Source organism: Arthrobacter sp. PAMC25564 (genome assembly GCF_004798705.1).
Classification (GTDB): Bacteria; Actinomycetota; Actinomycetes; order Actinomycetales; family Micrococcaceae; genus Arthrobacter.
Map to the genome: position 1 here is coordinate 3,330,275 of NZ_CP039290.1, position 22,608 is coordinate 3,352,882.

Genomic DNA, 22,608 nt, shown 5'->3' on the forward strand with positions numbered 1-22,608 from the left:
CCGGCGGCCGAGGAATCCCCAGCCACCGGCTTTCAGAATACTTGGCTTTTGCCTTAGCTGGCTTCGCCAACCTCGGCGGCCGCAACCGAACCGCGGGCATCGAGGTCGCGGAGCTGGCCTTCGATGTAGGCCTTCAGGCGTGAACGGTAGTCGCGCTCGAAGCCCCGCAGCTGCTCAACCTTGCGTTCCAGCACGGAGCGCTGCTGCTCGAGGGCACCGAGGATCTTGCGGGACTTTTCCTGGGCATCGTTGACCAGGCTGCTTGCCTCGATCTGTGCCTCGGCGATGATCTTGTCGCGCTGCTGCTGGCCGTCGGCGATGTGCTTGTCGTGCATCTGCTGCGCCATGGCAAGCAGGCCAGCGGCGGACTCGGAGACCGGGGTGGTGACGGCGGCGCGGGCCGGGGCGGCTGCCTGGGCCGGAGCCTGCTCGGCTTCCTTCTTCTTGGCAAGTTCCGCTGCCTTGGCCTCGGCTTCTGCCTTGGCCCGGTCCTCATTTTCGGCCTTGACGGGTGCCGGAACCTTTTCCACGACGGGGGCCGCCGCGGCGGAGCTGGCCGGCGTGCCGGCGCCGAGTTCGGCGAGCTTCTTGCGCAGTTCGTCGTTCTCCTGGTTCAGGCGCCGCAGTTCGACGACGATTTCATCCAGGAAGTCATCAACTTCGTCCTGGTCGTAGCCTTCGCGGAACTTGGTCGGCTGAAAGCGCTTGTTGACAACGTCTTCTGGCGTCAAAGCCATCTGGTCACCTCGTTGGTCTAGTTAGTCAGTAGGCCTTCCGGCCGTCAAAACTACGGTACCTAAATATGGTCTGGTTCCTCTAATTCAACACCGCGGTGTCAAACCGGAGTTTCTATCGGTCCGGGCCGCGGACAACGTCCGTCACCCGGTCATGCCGGAATCGGCTGCGCGTATGCCAGGCTCCTGGCCACTCCCATGGCCACACTGACAGCCAGGAAAAGCAGCAGGAAACCCAAATCCAGCGAGATACCGCCCAGCCGGAGGGGCGGAATCAGGCGCCGCAGCAGTTTGAGCGGCCTGTCAGTGACGGAATACACAGCATGCGCCGCCACAAGTGCCACACCGCGCGGCCGCCAACTCCGGGCAAACATCTGCACCCAGTCAAAAACCAGGCGGATGACCAGCGCAATGAAATAGAGCAACAACGCGATATAGACAAGTCCGAAAACAATTCCCATGCGTTAACTCATATCTCCATGTTCATTCCGGAAACCTCAGTGTCCTGAAGAAAGTATCGCTTCTATTTCAGCACGGATGCCAGACAGCTGTTTCTGCCTGGCATCCGCAAAGAAAATCCGGCCTAGCTCTGGTTGAAGAAGGAGGCCTGCGTTTCGCTGATCTTCTTGTCATCGCCGATGACCTCAACGTACGACGGCGACAGCAGGAACACCTTGTTCGTCACCCGTTCGATGCTGCCCCGGAGTCCGAAGACGAGGCCAGCGGAGAAATCCACGAGTCGTTTCGCGTCGGCTTCACCCATGTCTGTGACGTTCATGATGACGGGGATGCCGTCACGGAAGCTTTCACCAATGAGTTTGGCGTCATTGTAGGACCGCGGGTGGATCGTGGTGATCTGCCGGAGTCCGGTGGTCTCTTCGCGGCCCGATGCCGCTCGCTTGATGGGTGTCACTGGTGCGCGGTATTCCTCTTCAGCGGCGTAGGGCTCTTCCCTGAGGGCTTCGCGGACGGGCGCCGGTGCACGGCGTTCCTCGCGGTCGTCCTCCATGGAATTGTCCTCATCCTTGTGCGATGTGTGGTTCTCGGACTCATAGTGTTCGTCGCCATCAGCGAGCCCAAGATAGATCATTGTCTTGCGCAGAGCGCCGGCCATGGTCGACTCCTAATCGTGTCCGTAAGCGGGCCGCTCAAATGACCTGACAGTCTTGGAATCCCCGCCTTAACCTTCCAATACGTTGAACCTACCGCAACGCCGGACGCGGACCGAGAATATCCGAGCCAATCCGCAGGTGTGTCGCCCCGAACCGGATGGCTGCTTCCAGGTCCTGGCTCATGCCGGCGGAAATTCCGGTGGCGCCGGGGTGGAGTGCAGTCAGCCGTGCGGAGATTGCCGCCAGCTTTTCGAAGGCCGCCGCCGGTGCCACCCCGAGGGGTGCCACCGCCATGACGCCGGCGAGCCGGAGGTCCGCCGTGCCGGCAAGCCTTTCAGCCAGCTCCGGAACGTCGGCCGGAAGCGCTCCGCCCCGGTGTCCGTCGGCATCGTCGTCCAGGCTGACCTGGATGAAGCACTGCAGAGGGGGACGCCCGGTGCGTTCGCGTTCGGCCGCCATCGCTTTTGCAAGGGCGAGCGCCAGTTGCAGCCGGTCCACGGAATGCACGGCGTGGGCGTACTTGACGACCGATTTGGCCTTGTTGCTTTGGAGCTGGCCGATGAAGTGCCAGCGGAGGTCCAGGTCCTGGAGCCGGGCGGCCTTGTCCGAGGCTTCCTGGTCCCTGTTCTCGCCGACATCCGTGATGCCCAGTGCTGACAGCCGGCGGACGTCCGCCGCAGGGTGGAACTTGGTGACAACGACCAGCTGCGGCGGGTTCCCCTGCCGGCCGGCGTCGGCCACGGCGCCGTCGATCCGCTGCCGGACGGCGGCCAGCCGCTCCCTCAGCTGCGCCGTACGGGCGTCAGCCGGCGGAACACCGGCGGCCCCGTCCGATGTCCCGGGCCCGGCCACCGGTCCGCGCTCAGTCATTGGTCCAGTCGCTGCCGACGGTCCACACCGGGCCCGCAAACCGGCCCGTGTTGCTGTCGCGGCGGTAGGAGAACAGTGTTTCGTCTTCGAGCGTGCAGCCGCCGGAGTACTCGACCGTGACGTCGTCGGCTTCCAGTTGGCCGCGGACGCCGGCCGGCAGGTCCAGTCCCGGCGTCCCCCGGGAGGTGCTGCACCAGGTCGCCGGGACGAGGGCCGCAACCTCGGCACGCATGGCGTCCGGGACCTCGTAGCAGTTCCCGCAGATCGAGGGACCTAGCCAGGCGCTGATCCGTCCGGACCCGAGCGCCCGCAGCCGCGCCACGGCTGCGTGGACGATGCCGGAGGCGACGCCGGGACGTCCGGCGTGCACGACGCCCAGAAGGGGCGCACCGGCCGCCGGTTCCCCCACGAGTACCACGGGGACACAGTCGGCCACCATCACGGCCAGCGGCCCGCCGCGGGACACCATGGCATCGGCGGTCAGGGCAGTCTGTGCCGGCCCGGCGGCGGCCGCTGCGGGGTCGATGACGGCGACGTCGCTGCCGTGGACCTGGTTCATGTACTGGAAGCGGCGCGTGCCCAGTCCGGCGGCGAGTTCGAGTTCCCGGCGGCGGAGCCGGACCTGGGCCGGATCGTCACCGACATGGAGTGCAAGGTTGCCGGCGGCGGCGTCGGTGAACGCCACCCACACGCCTGGCCGGACTTCAGCCCGCCACGAGAACAATCAGAACACCGTCACATTCGTTTGCATTACCGGGAACCCGGTGGCAGCACCATGGCACCGCCGGGGCAGTGCCATGGATGCCGAGAGGTTCTACTTCAGGAAGTCGGGGACATCCAGGTCATCCGAGTGCCGGCCGGACAGGTCCGGTTCCACAACGGAGGGCAGGTCGACGTCGAAGCCCGAGTCGGCCGGCACGGCGGACGGGCGCTGCTGGCCCCAGCCGCCGTAGCTCGGAGCACCGACGGTGGCGTGCAGCGGCTGGACCTGGGCGGAGGAAGGAGCCTGGGCCGGAGCCGGCGCGGCCGGGCGCTGGGGTGCGGCCGGCAGGGACTGGTCCATGGACGGCGAGGTGGCCTTGACGTCGTCGAAGCCCGCGGCGATGACGGTGACCCGGGCCTCGTCACCGAGGGCGTCGTCGATGACCGCGCCGAAGATGATGTTGGCCTCCGGGTGGGCCACTTCCTGGACGAGGCGGGCTGCCTCGTTGATCTCAAACAGGCCAAGGTCCGAGCCGCCCTGAATGGACAGCAGGACACCGTGGGCGCCGTCGATCGAGGCCTCCAGCAGCGGGGAGGCGATGGCGAGCTCCGCAGCCTTCACCGCACGGTCCTCACCGCGGGCCGAGCCGATGCCCATGAGCGCCGAGCCTGCGCCCTGCATAACGGACTTGACGTCGGCGAAGTCGAGGTTGATCAGGCCGGGCGTGGTGATCAGGTCGGTGATGCCCTGGACACCGGACAGCAGGACCTGGTCGGCGGAGCGGAACGCGTCAAGGACGGAAACATTGCGGTCACTGATGGAGAGCAGCCGGTCGTTCGGGATGACGATCAGGGTATCGACCTCGTCACGCAGGGCGTCGATGCCGGCTTCGGCCGAGCCGGCGCGGCGGCGGCCCTCGAAGGTGAACGGGCGGGTGACGACGCCGATGGTCAGCGCGCCGAGCGAGCGGGCGATGCGGGCGACGACGGGGGCGCCACCGGTACCGGTGCCGCCGCCTTCTCCGGCGGTGACAAAGACCATGTCCGCGCCACGGATGACCTCTTCGATTTCCTCGGCGTGGTCCTCCGCAGCCTGCCTGCCGACCTCCGGGTTCGCACCGGCTCCCAGGCCGCGCGTCAGTTCACGCCCGATGTCGAGCTTGACGTCTGCATCGCTCATCAACAATGCCTGCGCATCGGTGTTGACCGCGATGAATTCGACGCCGCGAAGACCGACCTCGATCATGCGGTTGACTGCGTTCACGCCACCGCCGCCGATGCCGACGACCTTGATGACGGCCAAGTAATTCTGCGGAGCTGCCACGTTACGTGTCCCTTGTTCGTGTTCTGTTGCGAAAACTGTTGGAGTCGGGCTTGAATCTTTGAACCTTAACCTTCGACTTGAAGGTTATAGTTATGTCAAGTAACTCATGTTGTGACGCTATTTCCTATGTAGATGACATTCAATAACCGGCTCCGCGTGTCGCGCGAATACCGGCGAAATACCCGTTTATTGGGCTCTCCGTGTGCCCTCCTTGTGCTTCGCACCGCCTTTCGGACAGGTTAGCCGATTGATCCGCCCGGCAACTGATCGGCTGCTATCGGGTGACCGGGTGCCGCGGCACGCTGACATCGTAGATCCGGACGGGATTCTTGGGATCCGCGGGTGCCTTCAGGAGTGCAGCGAGCACGCGCGCCTTGAGCTCCTTCTCCCCCGCGTTTCCCCAGACGATCGTCTGCCCGTCGACGAGTCTGAGCTCGACGGCGTCCACGGACTTCGCCGAGGCATCGGACAGCTTGGCGAGTACGTCGGCGGGGAGCGCCCCGAGGACTCCGGTGATGGCCTGGAAGAGATCTTTCGGCAGGGTTCCGCCTCCCCCGTCGATGACCGGCAACGGTATCGAGTCGGGGTCGGTGGTGGTGCTGAGCTGGATGCCGTCGACGTCCACCAACTGGAAGGTGGTCCCCTGCCTGACCAGGGCAACGGGAACGCGTTCCGTGATGTGGACCTGCAGCGTCGCAGGCGGATGCGCCTGGGTGGAAACCGCCTTGACCTGGACCAGCGGCTGCAGAAGGGCCGCGACGTCCTCCTCGCCGATCTGCGGCAGCGGCTTGCCCTGAAGCGGCGCGAGGGCCGCCTGGACCTGCTCCGCGCTCAACAGCTTTGTGCCCTCCACGGTGACGGTGCGCAGGGCCAGCAGCGGCGAGTAGACGGCCGTCGCCACAATCCCCGCCATCAGGACCACCAGGATGCCGACGGTGGTCAGGAAAATCCGTTTCCGCCGTTTGGCCTTGGGCTCCGGGAAGGACAGCACATTGTCCTGGGCCCCCGCCGGGGATGTGCCCGGCTTGGGCTCCCCCGCGGTCCCGCCGCTGCCGGCCCTGGCCGTCTGGACTGTGCCCTTGGCCGGGTTCCGGCCTGCCGCCTTGGCTGGGTTCTGCCCTGCGTTCTGCCCTGGGGCCTGGCCTGCGGAGGAGGATTTGGACGCCGAAATGACCTCGGACGACGGTGCGGCCGGCGCCCGGGTGCGGGCCTTGTAAGTGGGGCGGCGGGTGCTAGGCACCGTGGGCCTCCGCGTTTGATGACGCGGTGTCCAGGGGTTCCGTCTCCAGGGCTTCGACGTTCAGGGCTTCGACGATCAGCGGGCCGTATGCCGTGACGTCGCCCGCTCCGGCGGTCAGCACGATGTCGCCGGGCCGCGCGGCCGCAAGGACCGCCTGCACGGACTCGTGGCCTGGGCCGACGAGCCGGCCGCCGGGGCCGAGGTGATCGGCGATCAGCTGGCTGCTGACGCCGGGGATCGGGTCCTCGCGGGCCGGATAGATGTCCAGGACCAGCGCGGTGTCCGCGGCGTTGAGGGCATCGGCGAACTCACGGGCGAATTCGCGCGTCCGGGAAAACAGGTGGGGCTGGAAGAGCACGTGCACCTTGTGGCCGCTGGCGACAGAGCGCGCGGCGGACAGCGCGGCGCGGACTTCGGTGGGGTGGTGGGCATAGTCGTCGTAGACCCGGACACCCCGGCCCTCCCCCTTGAATTCGAAGCGGCGTGAAGCACCGGAGAAGTCCGCCAGCGCACCGGCGGCAACTCCGGGATCGATGCCGAGTTCCAGCGCGACGGCGAACGCGGCCGCCGCGTTGAGGGCGTTGTGGCGTCCCGGGACGTGCAGCTCGAGGGCGAACCGTCCGGCGGGTGTGCTGATCGCAACGTCGCCCGGGCCGCCGTCGTGCAGCCTGATCCGGGCCTCCGGCGAAGTCCCGTACAGGACTACCCGGGTGTTGCCACGTTCGATCGTGCGCCGCGCCAGCGCGCTGGCGCCCGCGTCGTCGGCGCAGGCGACCAGGACGCCGTCGGCCGGCAGCAGCGCGGTGAAACGGTCGAAGGAGGCGTAGACGGCTTCTGCGGTGCCGTAGTAGTCCAGGTGGTCGGGTTCGACGTTGGTCACCACCGCGATCTGCGGGCGGTAGTTCAGGAAGGAGCCGTCGGATTCGTCGGCTTCGGCCACGAAGACCGGCGAGCTGCCGGTGGCGGCGTTGACCCCGAGTGCCGGGACGTTCGCTCCGATCGCGAAGGACGGGTCCAGCCCGGCGCCCTGCAGCAGTACGGTGATCATAGACGTCGTGGTGGACTTGCCGTGCGTCCCGGCGACTGTCACGACGGTGTCCTCCGCCATCGTCGCGGCCAGCGCTTCGGAGCGGTGGATCATGGGCAGGCCTGCGGAGCGCGCTGCAACAAGTTCGGGGTTGTCCGGGCGGATTGCCGAGCCGGCGACCACGGTCTGGGCATCACCGAGGTTCGCGGCGGCGTAGCCGACGGCGATCCTTGCACCGGCGGCGGCCAGGTCGGCCATGACGGGCAGGTCCTTGGCGTCGGAACCGCTCACGGTGACGCCGCGCGCCACCATGATGCGGGCGACGGCGGACATGCCGACCCCGCCGACGCCGATGAAGTGCACGCGGCCCAGGGATTCCTGGCTGCGGACGGCCTGGCTGGTTCCGGGCTGCTTGTCGGGTTGCATTTTCGACTGCGTCATGGGGTTACCGCTTCCTGCCTTGCTGTTTCAATGGCGTTGCCGCTTCAAGGACGAGACCGGCCATGCGCCGGTCGGCGTCGCGGATGCCGAGGTGTTCTGAACTGGCCGCCATCCGGGCCAGCCGCTCATCGTCCAGCATCAGCGGGATGATGTTTTCGCTGACCCAAGCGGGCGTGAAGGCGTTGTCCGCAACCATCAGGGCACCGCCGCTGTCCACGAGGCCTGCCGCGTTCAGCGCCTGCTCGCCGTTGCCGATCGGCAGCGGGACGAAGACGGCAGGCAGCCCGACGGCGGCCACTTCGCAGACCGTGGCCGCACCGGCACGGGCCAGCAGCAGGTCCGCGGCGGCGTACACCGATTCCATGCCGTCCACGTATTCGACCTGCCGGTACCCGGGTGCGGAGAGCGGCCTGCCGTCGGCGTCGTGCACCGCTTTCCCGCGGCCGGTGATGTGCAGGGTCTGGATGCCGGCCTCGGCGAGGGCATCGATGGACGCCGCCAGGGTCCGGTTGATGCTCTGGGCGCCGGAGGAACCGCCGGTGACGATCAGGGCCGGCTGCTGCGGATCCAGCCCCAAGGCAGCCCGGGCCGAAGCCCTGGCAGCCACACGGTCGAGGCCGGAGATTTCGGCGCGCATCGGCATGCCCACGTGCACTGCCCCGGGCAGCCGCGTCGCGGCGAACGCCACGGCCACCCGGCCGCCCAGCAGTGCCCCGACCCGGTTTGCCAGGCCCGGACGGGTGTTGGCCTCGTGGACGACGATGGGGATGTTACGGCACCGGGCGGCGAGGTACATCGGCGTGCACACGTAGCCTCCGACGCCCACCAGGACGTCGGCCTTGGCCTCATCCAGGATGGCGCCGGCCTGTTTCACGGCGCCCGCCAGCCGGCCGGGCAGCCGCAGCAGCTCCAGCGAGGGCTTGCGGGGCAACGGGACGCGGCTGATGGTGGCGAGCTTGAGCCCGGCAGCCGGGACCAGCCGGGCTTCCATGCCACCCGGTGTGCCGACGGCGAGGAGCCGCACCCCCGGGCGGGCCTGGCGGAGCGCGTCCGCGATGGCCAGGAGCGGGCTGATGTGCCCGGCTGTTCCGCCGCCGGCCAGGACGACGGAAAAGCCGGTTGAAGGCGAATCGGTATTCATAAAGGGGCTACTTACGCTTTCCTGCGGGGATCTTCCGGGCGCGGACTTTGGCTGTGGGGTTCCGGGGTAGGGGGTTCCTGGGGGCGGGGTTCCGGGGTGCGGGGTTCCGCGCAGGATCCCCCGCGGCGGAGCGCTTACGCAGCGACCTGGCCAGTCCGGCCGGGCCGAACCGGAGCAGCCCCTTGGGCCGGAGAGCGGGTGCCATCTGTGCCCTGGCGAGGGACAGAACGACGCCGATGGCCGCCAGCGACATCAGAAGGGCCGAGCCGCCGTAGGAAATGAACGGCAGGGGCAGTCCGACCACAGGGGCCAGTCCCGTCACGACCGCCATATTGACGGTTGCCTGGCCCAGCAGCCAGACCATGATGGAGCCGGCGAGGACACGGTGGAAGATGTCCTGCTGGGCCACCACAACACGGTAGATCGCGGTGCCGAGGATCGCGAAAAGAGCCAGCACGACGAGCGTCCCCACGAGTCCCAGCTCCTCGCCGATGATGGCGAAGATGAAGTCGTTGTGGGCTTCCGGGATCCAGCTGTACTTCTGCCGGCTCTGGCCCAGTCCGACGCCAAACCAGCCTCCGGAGGCGAGCCCGTAAATGCCGTTGGTCGACTGGTAATTCAGGTCGGTCCCGTCGGCGCAGGTCTGGCCGGTCCAGGACAGGATGCGGCACATGCGGTTCGGGCTCGTGACGGCCAGGACCGCGGTCCCGAGTGCCAGGGCCACACCGGCGAGGCCGAACAGGTAGAGCCGTACTCCGGCGAAGAACAGCGCCGCCGCCATGATGACCATAACAATCATCGCGGTGCCGAGGTCGTTTCCGGCCAGGATGAGTCCCAGCACCGCGGCGGCGCCCGGGAACACCACCGGGACCAGGACATGCCGCCAATGGGTGAGGAGCTTGGCCTTGCGGTTAAGCACGGTGGCCATCCAAAGTGCCAGCGCAAGCTTCGCGGCCTCGGAGGGCTGGAAGGTGAAGGGCCCGACGTCGATCCAGTTCTGGTTGCCGAGCGTGCTGCGTCCGACCGCGAGCACCAGTCCGAGCAGGATGACCGCGAGGAACATGGCCGGCCAGGCGACGCGCTTGAGCCACACCACGTTGACGCGAGAGAGCACGAACATCACAAACACGCCGATCGCGGCGAACAGCCCCTGCTTGAGGGCCGCCGAGTACGGTGATTCCCCCGCCGCGATGGCTTCCACGCTGGAGGCCGAGAGCACCATCATGATACCGATCGCGGTCAGTGCCAGGGTGGATCCGAGGATCAGGTAATAGGTGGAACCGTTGCGGGACTTGCCGTTTCCCTCCAGGGCCGCCCAGAAGGCCCGGTACCCCCCGCGGAGCTTCTCCGGGAGGGTCCTGGGCGCCGCGGGGGACTTCGCGGTGCTTGCTTTAGCGGCCGGCGTCGTGGCGACGGCGGGCCTGGCCGCCGTCGTACGTGTGGGCGTGCTGGCCATTCTCACTCCTCGCTGGTCTGAGCCTGCCCCTCCACCAGCTCGCGGACAGCTTCGATAAAGGCGTCGCCACGGTGAGCGTAGGAAGAGAACTGATCCATGGAAGCAGCCGCCGGGGCCAGGAGCACAGTGTCACCGGAGGCGGCCAGCTGTGCCGCCGACGCGACGGCCCGGGCCATCACAGTCTCGCTGAAAATCGGCGAAGGTATTGCACCGGCATGGGCCGTCCCGGCAGTCTGCACATTTTCAGTGTCGCCCTTCGCCTCGCTGATCACGGGGACATCCGGTGCGTGTCGCTGCAGCGCGGAGTGCAGGGCGCTGGAGTCCGCGCCGATCAGCACGACGGCCTTGAGCCGGTGGGCGTGCTCCCTGATCAGCGCGTCATAGTTGACGCCCTTGGACAGTCCGCCGGCGATCCAGACCACGTTCTTGAACGAGGACAGCGAGGCGGAGGCGGCATGCGGGTTGGTGGCCTTGGAGTCATTGACCCAGAGCACACCGTTGTGGCGGGCGACGGGCTGGATGCGGTGGTCCCCCGGCAGGTAGTCCTGTAGTCCCTTGCGGACCGCGGACGGTTCGACGCCGTAGGCCCGGACGAGCGCCGCCGCGGCGAGGGCGTTGGCCACCATGTGGCGGGGTGCCACCGCTCCGAGGTCCGAGACGGCGGCCAGTTCAGCGGCGCTGTCCTTGCGCTCGGCGATGAAGGCACGGTCCACCAGCAGGCCCTCGACGACGCCGAGCATGCTGACCGCGGGCGGCAGGGTGGTGAAGCCGACCGCACGGCAGCCCTCCACCACGTCAGCGTCCTCGACCATCCGTTCGGTTTCGATCTGTTCGGCGTTGTAGATGCACGCCTTCTGGGTGTTTTCGTAGACCTTCGCCTTGTCCGCCAGGTAGGAGGCATAGGAGCCATGCCAGTCCACATGGTCCTCGGCGACGTTCAGGCACACACTGGCCACGGGCGAGACGGAGCCGCTCCAGTGCAGCTGGAAGCTTGAGAGCTCCACGGCAAACACGTCGTACTCCACCGGGTCGCGCAAGGCGTCCAGGATGGGGGTCCCGACGTTGCCGACGGCGATGGCCTTGAGGCCGGCGGCCTGCAGCATGGCCTCGGTCAGGCCGACGGTGGTGGTCTTGCCGTTGGTGCCGGTGATGGTGAGCCAGTCGGCGGTCTTGCGTCCCTTGCGTACACGGACGCGCCAGGCCAGTTCGACGTCGCCCCAGACCGGGATGTGGGCCCGCGCCGCGGCGGCCAGCAGCGACTGATCCGGCCGCCAGCCCGGCGAGGTGACGATCAGCTCCGGCTTCTGGCCGTCGACCTTGGGCACCGTGGCGACGGCGTCCTCCCCCAGCAGGACCCCGGCCGCGCCGACAATCCGGAGAGTGTCCGCCTGGGCCTTGGCTTTCGTGCTGGTCGCGGCGTCCACCACGACGACACGGGCGCCGAGCTCGATCAGGGTGTCCGCTGCGGCGAATCCGGAGACTCCGATGCCCGTGACCACCACGCGCAGCCCGGCCCAGTCGGAATCCCAACTGTCCAGGTCCTTGAGCCGCGGCGACGTCGTGATAGCGGAGGGAATCGGACCGGTCATAGGAGCACCACCCATTCTGCGTAGAAGATGCCCAGACCCGCGGCGACAAACAGTCCGCACAGGATCCAGAAACGGACGACGACGGTGACTTCCGCCCAGCCCTTGAGTTCGAAGTGGTGCTGCAGCGGGGCCATCTTGAAGAAGCGCTTTCCCTTGGTGATCTTGAAGTAACCGACCTGGATGATGACCGAGAGGGTGATCAGGACGAAGAGGCCACCGATGAAGGCCAGCAGCAGTTCGGTCCGGGACAGGATGGCGAAGCCGGCGACGGCGCCGCCGATGGCCAGGGAGCCGGTGTCCCCCATGAAGATCTTGGCCGGTGAGGTGTTCCACCACAGGAAGCCGACCAGTGCCGCGCTGAGGATCGCGGCCAGCAGTGCCAGGTCCAGGGGGTCGCGGACGGTATAGCAGCCGCTGCCGGCCTGCCGCGGTGAGCCGCAGGCCTGGTTGCTCTGCCAGATCCCCATCAGGGTGTAGGCACCGAAGACCATCACGGAGGCGCCTGCGGCAAGGCCGTCGAGGCCGTCCGTGAGGTTCACGCCGTTGGTTGCCGCCGTGACGATCAGGTTGGACCACAGGACGAAGAGGATGGCGCCGAACACGGTGCCGCCGAAGGCAAGGTTCAGCCACGGAATATCGCGGACCAGGGAAATCTGTGTGGACGCGGGCGTCACTCCGCCGGCATTGGGGAAGTTCAGGGTCAGCACGGCGAAGATGATGCCGACGGCGCCCTGCAGAATCAGCTTGGCCTTGGCGTTCAGCCCGAGGCTGCGCTGCTTGGAGATCTTGATGAAGTCGTCCAGGAAGCCGACGAGTCCCATGCCCACCATGAGGAACAGCAGCAGCAGTGCCGAGGCCGTCGGCCCCGGAGACCGCGGGTTCATCAGCCACATGACCAGGTGCGTGATGCCGTAGCTGGCGATGACCGCCAGGACGACCACCGTCCCGCCCATCGTGGGCGTGCCGCGTTTGGTGTGGTGCGAGGTGGGCCCGTCGTCCCGGATGAATTGCCCGTAGCTCTTCCGGACCAGGAGCCGGATGAACAGGGGCGTGCCGATGAGGGCGAAGAGCAGGGCCAGGCCGGCGCCGATCAGCAGTGCAATCACAGCGCACTCCCTTCAGTGGCGGTTCCGGCGGGTTTTCCGGCAGCATTTCCAACCGGGGTTCCGGCAGGGGTTCCAAGGGCCTGTGCGGGTAATGCTATCCGATCCCCCAGGTGGCGGAGCCCGATGCTGTTGGAGGACTTGAACAGGACCAGATCGCCCGGCTCGAGTTCCGCCTGCAGGAGCTCGAACGCCTCGTCCGCCGTCTCGGCGAAGACGCATTCGTTGCCCCAGGACCCTTCATTGACCGCGGAGACGTAGAGCGAGCGTGCCTCCCGCCCGACCACGACCAGACGGGAGATATTCAGCCTCACCACCTGGGTGCCCACGGCCATGTGTTCGCGGATGGAATCCTCGCCCAGCTCCAGCATGGCGCCCAGGACGGCCCAGGTCCGCCGGCCCCGGCCCAGATCGGCGAGTGTCCGCAGGGCGGCTCGCATGGATTCCGGGTTCGCGTTGTACGCGTCGTTGATGATGGTGACGCCGTCGGCCCGCTCCGTGCGTTCCATCCGCCAGCGGCTGGCGGCGGTCTGCGCGCTGAGCGAGGCGGCGATCTGCGCACCGGTGATGCCGGCGGCGTAGGCCGCCGCCGCCGCTGCCAGCAGGTTCCCGACATGGTGGGCGCCGATCAGGCGGCTCGAGACATGGCGCCGGGAATCCCCGCCGGGCAGGATCAGGTCGAATTCGGGGTGCCCGCCGGCGTTGAGTTCGACGCCTTCCGCGCGGACACACTCTCCACCGGCTGCGCCGGGCTGGACGCTGCGCGCCGGTTGCGAGGTGTACCCGAGTACGGTGGCCGTCGTCCGGTCCGCCATGGCCGCGACACGGGAGTCATCCAGGTTCAGCACGGCCGTACCGCCGGCCGGAAGGGCCTCGACGAGCTCGCCCTTGGCAATGGCGATGTTCTCGACGCCGCCGAACTCCCCGGCGTGGGCCGAGCCGACGCCGAGCACGACCCCGATGTCCGGGCGGACCATCCCGGCAAGGTAGCGGATGTGGCCGACGCCCGTGGCGCCCATCTCGATCACGAGGTACCGCGTGTCGTATCCGGCCCTGAAGACGGTGAGAGGGACGCCGATCTCGCCGTTGTAGGAGCCCTGCGGGGCAATCGTCCTGCCTTCGGTGGCACCGCCGGCGTCGCTGTCCGGGCCGGCGCCCGCGTCGAGGATCCCGGCGAGCAGGTCCTTGGTGGTGGTCTTGCCGGCCGAGCCGGTAATGCCGATGACCGTCAGCCTGGCGCCTTCGGCGTCGCGGCGGGCGCGGATCCGGCGCACGGTTTCGGCCGCGAGGGCGCCCATGGCAAGGACCGAATCCTCGACCACGACGGCGGGATAGTTCCGCCCGGCGCCGTCGGCGACATCATGCTCCACGAGTGCCAGCACGGCGCCGCGTTCAAATGCGGCGCCGACGAAGTCGTGGCCGTCGGCGCTCTCGCCGGGCTTCGCCACGTAGAGGGAACCCGCTGTGGCTTCACGGGAGTCGGTCACCACGGATGCGGGGGTAATGCCCGGTTCCGCGGCCAGCCGGCCGTTGGTAATCTCGGCGATTTCCGCCGCTGTAAGTGCAATCATCTCGGTTTAGGACTCTATCCGCTGGTCTTCGAGAACGGTGAATCCCCGGGCTGTCAAGGCGTTCCGGAGCTCCACCCTGTCGTCGAGGGAGAGGTTGACTCCCTTGACCTCCTGCCATACCTCGTGCCCCCGGCCGGCCACGAGGATGGTGTCCTCGGGCGCCGCCAGTTCCACGGCCTTCCTGATCGCCGCGTCGCGCGGAAAGACCTCCAGGACCGTGCAGTCCAGGCCCTCGTTGTGCTTCGCGGCCACGGCGCCGGCCAGCACATCGGCACGGATCGCCGCCGCGTCCTCGTCGTGCGGGTCGTCGTCGCTGACAATGACGGTGTCGGCGAGCCGGGCGGCGATGGCCCCCATGGCGGGCCGTTTACCCTGGTCCCGCTGCCCGGTGGCGCCGAAAACGATGATCACTCTGGAGCCGGGTTGCGGGGAACGGACAGCCTCCAGCGCCCTGGCCAGGGCATCCGGGTTGTGCGCAAAGTCAACGACAGCGGCGGGAGCCGTGGAGATCAGCTGCATGCGGCCGGGGACGGCCACGGTAAACGGGTCCGCGGTGTCGAGGGCCGACTGCACGGCGGCCGGATCCTGCCCGCTCTGAAGGACCATGATGGTGGCCAGCGCCGCGTTGGCGACGTTGAAGCTGCCGGGCAAGCCGGTGTGGACGTGCAGTTCCGTGCCGTCGCGGTGCCGGAGCGTGAATTCGGTGCCCAGCGCCCGGGGTACCGGGCGGGCGACGGTCCAGTCAGCGCCGGCTGCGCCGGTGCCGCCGGCGGCCTGGGCCGTGGCGAGGGTCGTGACCGGGATGTCCGCCGCGGCAGCCAGCTTCCGGCCCCACTCGTCGTCGACGGTCACGACGGCGGAACGGGCACGCTGCGCCGTGAAGAGCCTGGCCTTGGTCTGGAAGTACTCCTCCATGGTGCCGTGCAGGTCCAGATGGTCCTGGGTCAGGTTCGTGAAGCCGGCCACGTCGAACACGACCCCGTCGACCCGGTGGAAGGAAACGGCGTGCGAGGAGACCTCCATGGACGCCGCATCGAGCCCCCGTTCACGCATCAGCGCGAGCAGGGCATGGACGTCCGTGGACTCCGGCGTCGTGAGCAGGCTGGGGATCGGCTCGCCGCCGGCCAGGATCTCGATGGTGCCGATCAGGCCGGTTTTCCTGTCGAGCGCCCGCAGCAGGGAATTGATGAAGTACGTCGTGGTGGTCTTGCCGTTCGTACCCGTGACACCGAACAGGACCGGCGCGCCGGCGCCTTCGGGCCGGCTCCGGTAGATCAGGGCGGACAGCCGGCCGACGAGGCCGCGTGGTTCCTCGGCGAGCAGCACGGGTACGGAGATGTCGTTGGAGAGCGCCAGCAGGCGCGCGCCGGCGTCGTCCGTCAAGATGGCGGCGGCCCCGGCTCCGACCGCCTGGGCGGCGAAGTCGGCACCGTGCCGCGTGGCACCCGGCAGAGCAACGTAGAGGTCCCCGGGCTGCACGGCACGGGAATTCAGCGAGATCCCGGTGACCGGGACGGATCCGGCCTGCCCGGGAACGACGACGCCGATCGACTCACCGATGGTGGCCAGCGGCACGGCGGCGACCGCGGTGGGCCGGAAGCCGGCAGTGGATTCCCGGCCGGACGGCGCGGACGCGCCGGGGGCGTTGAGTTCTGACAAGTGGATCTCCGTTGTGGTGCTAGTGGATCTTGCGCTGCGCATGGAGGATTGCTCCGGCCCGCAGGCTCTTCTGGTACAGCTTCCCGTGCTGTGTGGTTCGGGGCGCTACTTGGCGTACTGCGGCAACCGGGCGGGCTCGCCGGTGGACGGCTGGATGTTGAATGTCCGCAACGTCTGGCTCATCACCGAACGGAACACCGGCCCGTTCGTGATGCCATAGATGCTGCCCTTTGGCCGTTGCAGGACCACCTCAACAATAAACCGCGGATCATCCATCGGCGCCATCCCGATGATGGAGGCGGTGTAGCCGCAGAACCCGGATTTACCGTCATCGCAGGGCGATTCCGAGGTTCCGGTCTTCGCACCCACCCGGTAGCCGTCGATCGCGGCTTCCTTTATCTCGCCCTCGGTCACGGCGCTCTCGAGGATGTCACGGACCTGCTTCGCGGTGTCCTTCGAAACGATCTGCCGCGAGGGCTGGGCGGGGACCTTTTCCTCGGTGCCGCCGGGGCCGATATAGCTGTCGATCAGCCGTGGTTGGAGCATAACGCCGCCGTTGGCGATGCTCTGGTAGGCCCGCACGGTCTGCAGGGTCGACTGGGAGACGCCCTGGCCGAAGAGGACGGTGTACTCCTGGCGTCCGTCCCATTGGTCGGCCGGCGTCAGGATGCCCGTGGCTTCGGCTGGAAGCCCGATGTCGGGCGCCTCGCCGATGCCGAACTTCTGCAGCCAGTCGTGGCGTTGGTCTTTACTCAGCCGCTGGCCCACCATGACGGTGCCGGTGTTCATCGAGTAGCCCACGATACCTGCCAGCGTCCGTTCCTCGGTGCCGTGCTCAAAGGCATCGCTGAAGGTCTGCCCGTCGACGGTATAGGTCGGCGGGATGGTAAACCTGTCCAGCGGGCTGGACTTGCCTTCGTCGATTGCCGAGGCAGCAGTGATCATCTTTTCCACCGAACCGGGCTCGTAGGCGGCCGTCACGGCGCGGACGCCGCGGTCCTTGGCATCGACCTTGCCCGGGTCGTTCGGATCCGGGGCGTTGGTGTCCGCCATCGCGATGATGTTGCCGGTCTTGACGTCGGAGACGATGATCGTGCCCCACTCGGCGCTGAGCTTGTCCTTCTGGCTCTGGATCGCCTGCTGGGCGAAGTACTGGAGGTCCGAGTTGAGCGTGAGCTTGACGTCCTTGCCGTTCACCGCGGGCGTCAACTGGTCCACACCCACCGGAATGCGCAGCCCGTCGGCGCCGATTTCGAACAGCCGTTTGCCGGGCGTGCCTTTCAGGACCTCGTCCTGGGTCTGTTCAAGCCCGGCCTGCCCGGTGGTGCCGTCCTTCAGGAAACCTATGATTCCGCCGGCGACGGAGCCGTTGGGGTAGACCCGCTTGCTGGTGCCTTCGGTGACGATGCCGGGGATCTGCAGTTTCGAGATGCGGTCCTCGATGTCTGGCTTGATGTCCTTGGCCACGATGTAGTAGCGCTGGTTTCCGGTGAGGGCGTCCGTCAGGGCACTCTTGTCCATGCCGAGCACGGACGCCAGTTCCGAGATGCCCTGGTCCCGGGACACTTTGACCAGCGTGTCCTTGCCGTCCACCGTTTCCAGCCGGCGGAAGGATTCCGTCTTGGTATTGACGGTCTGGTCCACGACGACGTTGTAGCGGATGACGCTGCTGGCGAGCACGGTGCCGGCGGAATCCAGGATACGGCCCCGTTCGGCGGGCAGCTCGACAGGCGTGAGCCGGTTCTTGAGCGCCGCCTCGGCCATGCCCCCGACGTCGAGGCCCTGGACCAGGAACAGCTTGCCGCCGACGACGAGCAGGAATACGAGCATAATGCCAAGGCCCAGGCGGAGCCGACGCGTCGCGCTCGGCACGTTCGCCTTCCGGGCGTTGCCGGTCTTCTGCGCCACGATGTTTCCTTGCTGTTTGCCTGGCTGGGGGTCAGTCCTGTCCTAGTGTCCCGGAACCTTTTGTGCGGGGGCCGGAACCGATCCCCCGTGCAGTTCGACGGCCGGCGGAGCCGGGGTAGCGGCGGCGGCCGGCGGAGCCGGGGTAGCGGCGGCGGCCGGCGGAGCCGGGGTAGCGGCGGCGGGCGCCGCAGGTGCCGCGGCAACGCTTTCGGCGGGCTTGCGGTTAGCGAGCGGCTCATTGGCCGAGGCGGGCGGCACCACAGTGAGCTGCCCGGCGACGGCCGGTGCGGCGATGACGGCGCCGGGGGCATCGCCCTTGACCGCGGGCTTGGCCTTGCCTGTGACGGTCAGGGTGGACAGGTCGATCTGGCCCTTCGCGGTGGAAGCGACCATGCCCAGTTCCGTCGCCTTGGCCGCCAGGTTCTGCGGTGCGTCAAAGTTCTGCACCTGCTGCGTCAGATCCTGGTTCTGCTTCGTCAGGGTGGATTGCTCGCCCCGCAGCTGTACCAGTTGGTACTGCGCCGAAGACACGGAGATGTTGAGCACCAACACCACCATCAGGGCAATCGCAAGGAGTCCGAAGCAGAGCACCACGAACGGGGCGCGGCGCTTGCGCGGAGCAGAGCGGACGAGCGAAAGCGGCGTGCGTGCCTTCCGCGCCGGTCCGGGGGCCCGGCCGGGCAGGGCACGGGCGGTGGCGCCAGTGGAAACGGGGTATCTGTTGACAGCGGCAGTGCTCATGCGGCTCTCCTGGCTTTGATGCGTTCCACGGCGCGGAGCCTTGCGGAGGCGGCGCGTGGGTTCTCGGCGATTTCAGCGGGGGTCGGGACTTCGGTGCCCTTGGTCAGGGTCTTCAGTTCGGCTTTGTGTTCTTCCAGCTCCACAGGGAAGCCCAGCGGCGCGGAGGACTTCGAGCCGGCCTGGAAGAATCCCTTGACGATCTTGTCCTCCAGCGAGTGGTAGGACATCACGACGACGCGGCCGCCGGGGGCGATCGCGGCGATGGCTGCCGGGACGGCACGCTCCAGGACGTCGAGTTCCTCGTTGACCTCGATCCGGAGCGCCTGGAAGGTGCGCTTCGCGGGGTGGCCGCCGGACTTGGCGGCGCCCGCGGGGACGACGTCGCGGATCTGCTCGACAAGTTCCCCCGTGGTGGTGAAGGGCTTCGCGGCGCGCGCCGTGACGATCCTGTTGGCGATGCGGCCCGCGAACTTCTCTTCGCCCCACTTCCGGATAATCCGGACGAGGTCCTCTTCGCTGTAGTTATTGACGACGTCGGCGGCGGTCTGGCCGCGGCCAGTGTCCATCCGCATGTCCAGGGGTGCGTCAAAGGAGTAAGCGAAGCCGCGGTCCCGCTCGTCGAGCTGCAGGGAGGATACCCCGAGGTCCATCAGGACTCCGTGGACTTCCGCGAATCCCAGGTCCTCAAGCACCTCCGGGATTTCGTCATACACGGCGTGAACCAGGTCGATGCGGTCCGCGAACGGCAACAGCCGCTCCCCTGCCAGGGCCAGGGCTTCCTCGTCGCGGTCGATCCCGATCAGGTGAAGATCCGGAAAGCGCTCAAGCATGGCTTCGGCGTGGCCGCCCATGCCGAGGGTGGCGTCGATGACCACCGGCGTCTCGCCGCGGCTGCGGGCAACCTCGAAAGCAGGTGCCAACAAATTAATGCACCGGTCCTTGAGGACCGGTACATGCCGTTCGGACGTAGGCTTCGCTTGGTCGGGGTCCGTCATGCCTGCGTCCTTTCGTTGTCCGGATCTTGCTGTGCTGGCTTCTTGTGGTGCTTTTACTGGTGTTGCTGGACTGTGTGCTTCTTGGTCGGGATCCCCATCCGCCCCTGACCTGCGTCCGCCTGGCTCCGGGGAAGTGAGCCAGGAAAACAAACGGACGGGCGGCTGGAGATCTCGATCAAGAATCGTATGGTGCGGCGGTCAGGTGGGGCTTCAGAGAATCCCCGGGATGGCGTCGTCGGTCTCCGAGAAGGCGGTTTCCTTTTCGGCCAGGTACTCATTCCAGGCCTGGGCGTCCCAGATCTCGGCGCGGGTTCCGGCGCCGATGACGGCCAGCTCCCTGCTAAGACCTGCGTATTCCCGGAGCGCCTGCGGAATCGTCACGCGCCCCTGCTTGTCAGGTACCTCGTCCGAGGCTCCAGAGAGGAAAACACGGATGTAATCACGCGCTTGCTTATTGGAGATTGGAGCCTCCCGCATCTGCTCGTGAACCCGCCCGAATTCCGCCTCACTGAAGACGTAGATGCAACGCTCCTGACCCCTTGTGAGAACCAGCCCGCTGGCAAGTTCCTCACGAAACTTCGCTGGGAGGATAATTCGACCTTTTTCGTCCAGACGCGGCGAATGTGTGCCGAGAAACACGGCCCACCGCCCGTCTGTCCTAGGAAGCCCAACGTCCCCTGTGCTGCCACTACCCTCTTACGCCCTCCACATTACTCCACATCCCTCCACAGTCAACGAGGCGCGGGGGCTATTTGCCCAAATCCGTGGGAGGTGTGGGCCCGGCGTTTCCTGTCACCGCAGGGAAGCAGGGATCGTGGGGCGCAGTGGAGGAAGTCTGGCCCGGAGTGGTCCGGAACCGGCCATGCCCGGCGGCCGGGAATGACGGGGCATGACGGCGCCGGCCGGTCCGCCGGTGCCGCGGCGGCCTGCAAGGGAGCGGGCTCAGTACGGGCCAGCCGGGTTACGCGGGGTTCAGGTTAAAAAAGTGGGAGACCCGTCGAAGCGGGTCTCCCAGCGGCCTCCCGGCGTGCCGGGTGGTGGAAAATGGAGGGCGGGGCGGATGCGGCCGCCGGACAGTCCGGAGCTGTCAGGATTCCCCGCGGTGCCTCTCGTCCCAACGCTGCTCGAGGTTGCTCATGAATGAGCTCCTGGGCTTGCCTGATTTCCGGCCGGCCTCGGCCCTGGACCTGCCGACCCCCGAACTGCGCATGGTGGCGAAATAGACGCCGGCGCCCATCACAACAAAGCCCAGCACCCCGACAACGATGATTTGGAGCGTCACGCCCACCAGCAGGAGCGCGATGCCGGCCAAGGCGGCAAGGACCCCGATGACCAGATGGCGGGTGGACCATGAACGACCCGCGACCGAGCCCATCGAGCTGGCGAACTTGGGGTCGTCCTCATTCAGCTGCTTCTCAAGTTGCTCCAGCAACTTCTGTTCGTGCTCCGAGAGCGGCATCACGACCTCCTTAAGTCGGCCAACGTCCAGACTTGACGTGACCTGTGCCTAAACCCATAACGTCCGGGTTTCCCGAGTGGTTCCCATTCGCCGTCATTGATCGAAAAGGCGATTCCACCGTCCCGTACGGGTTGTTCAGCTGGCCACGCCGTAGTCCGAACGTTCGATCCAGTCGTTCTAAACCTACGTATAAATAAGGATAGTTTGTTGCGCCCTGTTCTGAAAGACGCTGTTGCTTCCTTCGCCCGTATCGGCTAGCGGGTCCCGGGCCCGCGGCCGCACCAGGGCCAGCACCATGGCCCGCGGCCGGGCCCCGGGTCCTGGAGACGGGCCTGGCCAAGGTCTCAGCCGGAGCTGCTGCCAGGGTCCAGGAGACGGGCCGGGAGCAGGGATTTGGTACCGAATTTTTGCGTGACCCGGTCCAGGGCCTGCTCCGCGGCGCGCCAGTTGTCGTCGCGGCGGTCAAGGCTGAGCTGCAGCGACGCCTGGGCTGCTTCCTCCAACTGTTCCGCCCGGATGCCTACAAGGCGCACGGTCATCGGCCGGTCCCCGATGGACTGAAGAAGCTGCAAGGCCACCGCGTAGAGCAACTGTGCGCTGTCGATCGGAGTACCCACCGTGCGGCTGCGGGTTATGGTGGAAAAATCCGCGTAGCGCAGCTTCAGTGCCACCGTGCGGGCGTGCAGGCCCGCACCGCGGAGCCGTTCAGCCGTCCGGTGCGAAAGCCGGAGCAGCTCCCGGTGCAGGAGTGCTTCGTCGGCGGTGTCGACGGCGAAGGTCTCTTCAGCGCCGATGCTTTTTTCCAGCCGGACCGGTGTGACCGGCCGGGGGTCGATCCCCCACGACAGCCGGTAGACGTGCTCCCCCGAGGCTCCGAGAACCTTGCGGAGGGAAGGCAGGGGTGAGGCAGCGACGTCGGCGACCGTCCGGATCCCCATCCGGGACAGCACCTCCACAGTCTTGGCGCCCACGCCCCACAGTGCGCTGACCGGAAGGCTGTGCAGGTACGGCACGGTCTCATCCGGCCCGATCAGGAGCAGGCCATCCGGCTTGCACCGGGTGGACGCGATCTTGGCGACGAACTTGCTGGCCGCGATCCCCACCGATGCCGTGATGCCCAGTTCGCGCTGGACCTGGCTGCGGATAAGCTCCCCGATCACCCGGGGCGGGCCGAGCCGCCGGATAGCTCCCCCGACGTCGAGGAACGCCTCATCGACGCTCAGCGGCTCGACGAGCTCGGTGATGGAGCCGAAGATGGCCATGATCTGGCCGGACACTTCGTAGTAGAGCTTGTGGCGGGGCTCGATGATGACGGCCGCGGGGCACATCCGGGCGGCCACCACCATGGGCATCGCGGATTTGACGCCGAAAGAACGCGCCTCGTAGGAGGCGGAAAGTACCACCGAACGGTCCGCAGGGTAGCCCACAATGACGGGCCTGCCCCTCAGCTCCGGGCGGCTCCGCAGTTCCACGGAGACGAAGAAGGCGTCCATGTCCACGTGCATGATGCTGCTCCGCCGGAGCTCCCGGAGCCGT

20 protein-coding genes are annotated in these 22,608 nt (G+C 67.4%); all 20 read right to left on the bottom strand.

What is annotated here, in order from left to right; all coding sequences use genetic code 11:
• Window positions 1–53: 53 nt before the first annotated feature.
• Window positions 54–737: a DivIVA domain-containing protein gene (locus E5206_RS15540; RefSeq protein ID WP_136323271.1), complete on the bottom strand. Its 684-nt coding sequence runs from the start codon at window positions 735–737 to the stop codon at window positions 54–56.
• A 149-nt stretch (window positions 738–886) separates the two neighbouring features.
• Window positions 887–1,195 (bottom strand): YggT family protein, encoded by a 309-nt coding sequence (locus tag E5206_RS15545; RefSeq protein ID WP_136323272.1) that lies wholly within the window; start codon window positions 1,193–1,195, stop codon window positions 887–889.
• Between the two features lie 122 nt (window positions 1,196–1,317).
• Window positions 1,318–1,848, bottom strand: a complete 531-nt coding sequence (gene sepF, locus E5206_RS15550) for a cell division protein SepF (protein ID WP_136323273.1) — start codon at window positions 1,846–1,848, stop codon at window positions 1,318–1,320.
• 88 nt (window positions 1,849–1,936) lie between these two features.
• On the bottom strand, window positions 1,937–2,716 hold the full coding sequence (locus tag E5206_RS15555; RefSeq protein WP_136323274.1) for a YggS family pyridoxal phosphate-dependent enzyme: 780 nt from the start codon (window positions 2,714–2,716) through the stop codon (window positions 1,937–1,939).
• Window positions 2,709–3,440, bottom strand: a complete 732-nt coding sequence (locus E5206_RS15560; protein WP_136323275.1) for a polyphenol oxidase family protein — start codon at window positions 3,438–3,440, stop codon at window positions 2,709–2,711. The genes E5206_RS15555 and E5206_RS15560 overlap by 8 nt, the downstream gene beginning before the upstream one ends.
• Before the next feature lie 90 nt (window positions 3,441–3,530).
• A complete protein-coding gene (gene ftsZ, locus E5206_RS15565; RefSeq protein ID WP_136323276.1) occupies window positions 3,531–4,742 on the bottom strand; it encodes a cell division protein FtsZ in 1,212 nt (403 codons plus the stop codon).
• A 274-nt stretch (window positions 4,743–5,016) separates the two neighbouring features.
• Complete coding sequence (locus E5206_RS15570; RefSeq protein ID WP_136323277.1) at window positions 5,017–5,982, bottom strand: FtsQ-type POTRA domain-containing protein; 966 nt, start codon at window positions 5,980–5,982, stop codon at window positions 5,017–5,019.
• Window positions 5,975–7,435, bottom strand: coding sequence for a UDP-N-acetylmuramate--L-alanine ligase (murC, locus tag E5206_RS15575; protein ID WP_136324173.1), 1,461 nt, complete (start codon window positions 7,433–7,435; stop codon window positions 5,975–5,977). The genes E5206_RS15570 and murC overlap by 8 nt, the downstream gene beginning before the upstream one ends.
• Before the next feature lie 19 nt (window positions 7,436–7,454).
• Window positions 7,455–8,591, bottom strand: coding sequence for an undecaprenyldiphospho-muramoylpentapeptide beta-N-acetylglucosaminyltransferase (gene murG / locus E5206_RS15580; RefSeq protein ID WP_136323278.1), 1,137 nt, complete (start codon window positions 8,589–8,591; stop codon window positions 7,455–7,457).
• 7 nt (window positions 8,592–8,598) lie between these two features.
• Window positions 8,599–10,047 (bottom strand): putative lipid II flippase FtsW, encoded by a 1,449-nt coding sequence (gene ftsW / locus E5206_RS15585; protein WP_136323279.1) that lies wholly within the window; start codon window positions 10,045–10,047, stop codon window positions 8,599–8,601.
• A 2-nt stretch (window positions 10,048–10,049) separates the two neighbouring features.
• Window positions 10,050–11,636 carry a UDP-N-acetylmuramoyl-L-alanine--D-glutamate ligase gene (gene murD / locus E5206_RS15590; RefSeq protein ID WP_136323280.1) on the bottom strand — a complete coding sequence of 529 codons (1,587 nt, stop codon included), beginning with the start codon at window positions 11,634–11,636 and terminating at the stop codon, window positions 10,050–10,052.
• On the bottom strand, window positions 11,633–12,742 hold the full coding sequence (gene mraY / locus E5206_RS15595) for a phospho-N-acetylmuramoyl-pentapeptide-transferase (RefSeq protein ID WP_136323281.1): 1,110 nt from the start codon (window positions 12,740–12,742) through the stop codon (window positions 11,633–11,635). Before mraY ends, murD begins: the two co-directional genes overlap by 4 nt.
• On the bottom strand, window positions 12,739–14,310 hold the full coding sequence (gene murF, locus E5206_RS15600; protein ID WP_136323282.1) for a UDP-N-acetylmuramoyl-tripeptide--D-alanyl-D-alanine ligase: 1,572 nt from the start codon (window positions 14,308–14,310) through the stop codon (window positions 12,739–12,741). Before murF ends, mraY begins: the two co-directional genes overlap by 4 nt.
• Window positions 14,311–14,316: 6 nt before the next feature.
• Window positions 14,317–15,969 carry a UDP-N-acetylmuramoyl-L-alanyl-D-glutamate--2,6-diaminopimelate ligase gene (locus E5206_RS15605; RefSeq protein ID WP_240689780.1) on the bottom strand — a complete coding sequence of 551 codons (1,653 nt, stop codon included), beginning with the start codon at window positions 15,967–15,969 and terminating at the stop codon, window positions 14,317–14,319.
• 105 nt (window positions 15,970–16,074) lie between these two features.
• Complete coding sequence (locus tag E5206_RS15610; RefSeq protein ID WP_205759947.1) at window positions 16,075–17,877, bottom strand: penicillin-binding protein 2; 1,803 nt, start codon at window positions 17,875–17,877, stop codon at window positions 16,075–16,077.
• A gap of 42 nt (window positions 17,878–17,919) precedes the next feature.
• Window positions 17,920–18,618 carry a hypothetical protein gene (locus tag E5206_RS15615; RefSeq protein ID WP_136323284.1) on the bottom strand — a complete coding sequence of 233 codons (699 nt, stop codon included), beginning with the start codon at window positions 18,616–18,618 and terminating at the stop codon, window positions 17,920–17,922.
• The gene (gene rsmH / locus E5206_RS15620; protein WP_136323285.1) at window positions 18,615–19,613 is read right to left on the bottom strand and encodes a 16S rRNA (cytosine(1402)-N(4))-methyltransferase RsmH; all 999 of its coding nucleotides are present in this window, start codon (window positions 19,611–19,613) and stop codon (window positions 18,615–18,617) included. Before rsmH ends, E5206_RS15615 begins: the two co-directional genes overlap by 4 nt.
• 210 nt (window positions 19,614–19,823) lie before the next feature.
• Window positions 19,824–20,252 carry a division/cell wall cluster transcriptional repressor MraZ gene (gene mraZ, locus E5206_RS15625; RefSeq protein ID WP_136323286.1) on the bottom strand — a complete coding sequence of 143 codons (429 nt, stop codon included), beginning with the start codon at window positions 20,250–20,252 and terminating at the stop codon, window positions 19,824–19,826.
• Between the two features lie 448 nt (window positions 20,253–20,700).
• Entirely contained in the window at window positions 20,701–21,072 is a 372-nt protein-coding gene (locus tag E5206_RS15630; RefSeq protein ID WP_136323287.1) for a DUF3040 domain-containing protein, read from the bottom strand.
• A gap of 344 nt (window positions 21,073–21,416) precedes the next feature.
• A complete protein-coding gene (dinB, locus tag E5206_RS15635; RefSeq protein WP_136323288.1) occupies window positions 21,417–22,577 on the bottom strand; it encodes a DNA polymerase IV in 1,161 nt (386 codons plus the stop codon).
• Window positions 22,578–22,608 lie beyond the last annotated feature (31 nt).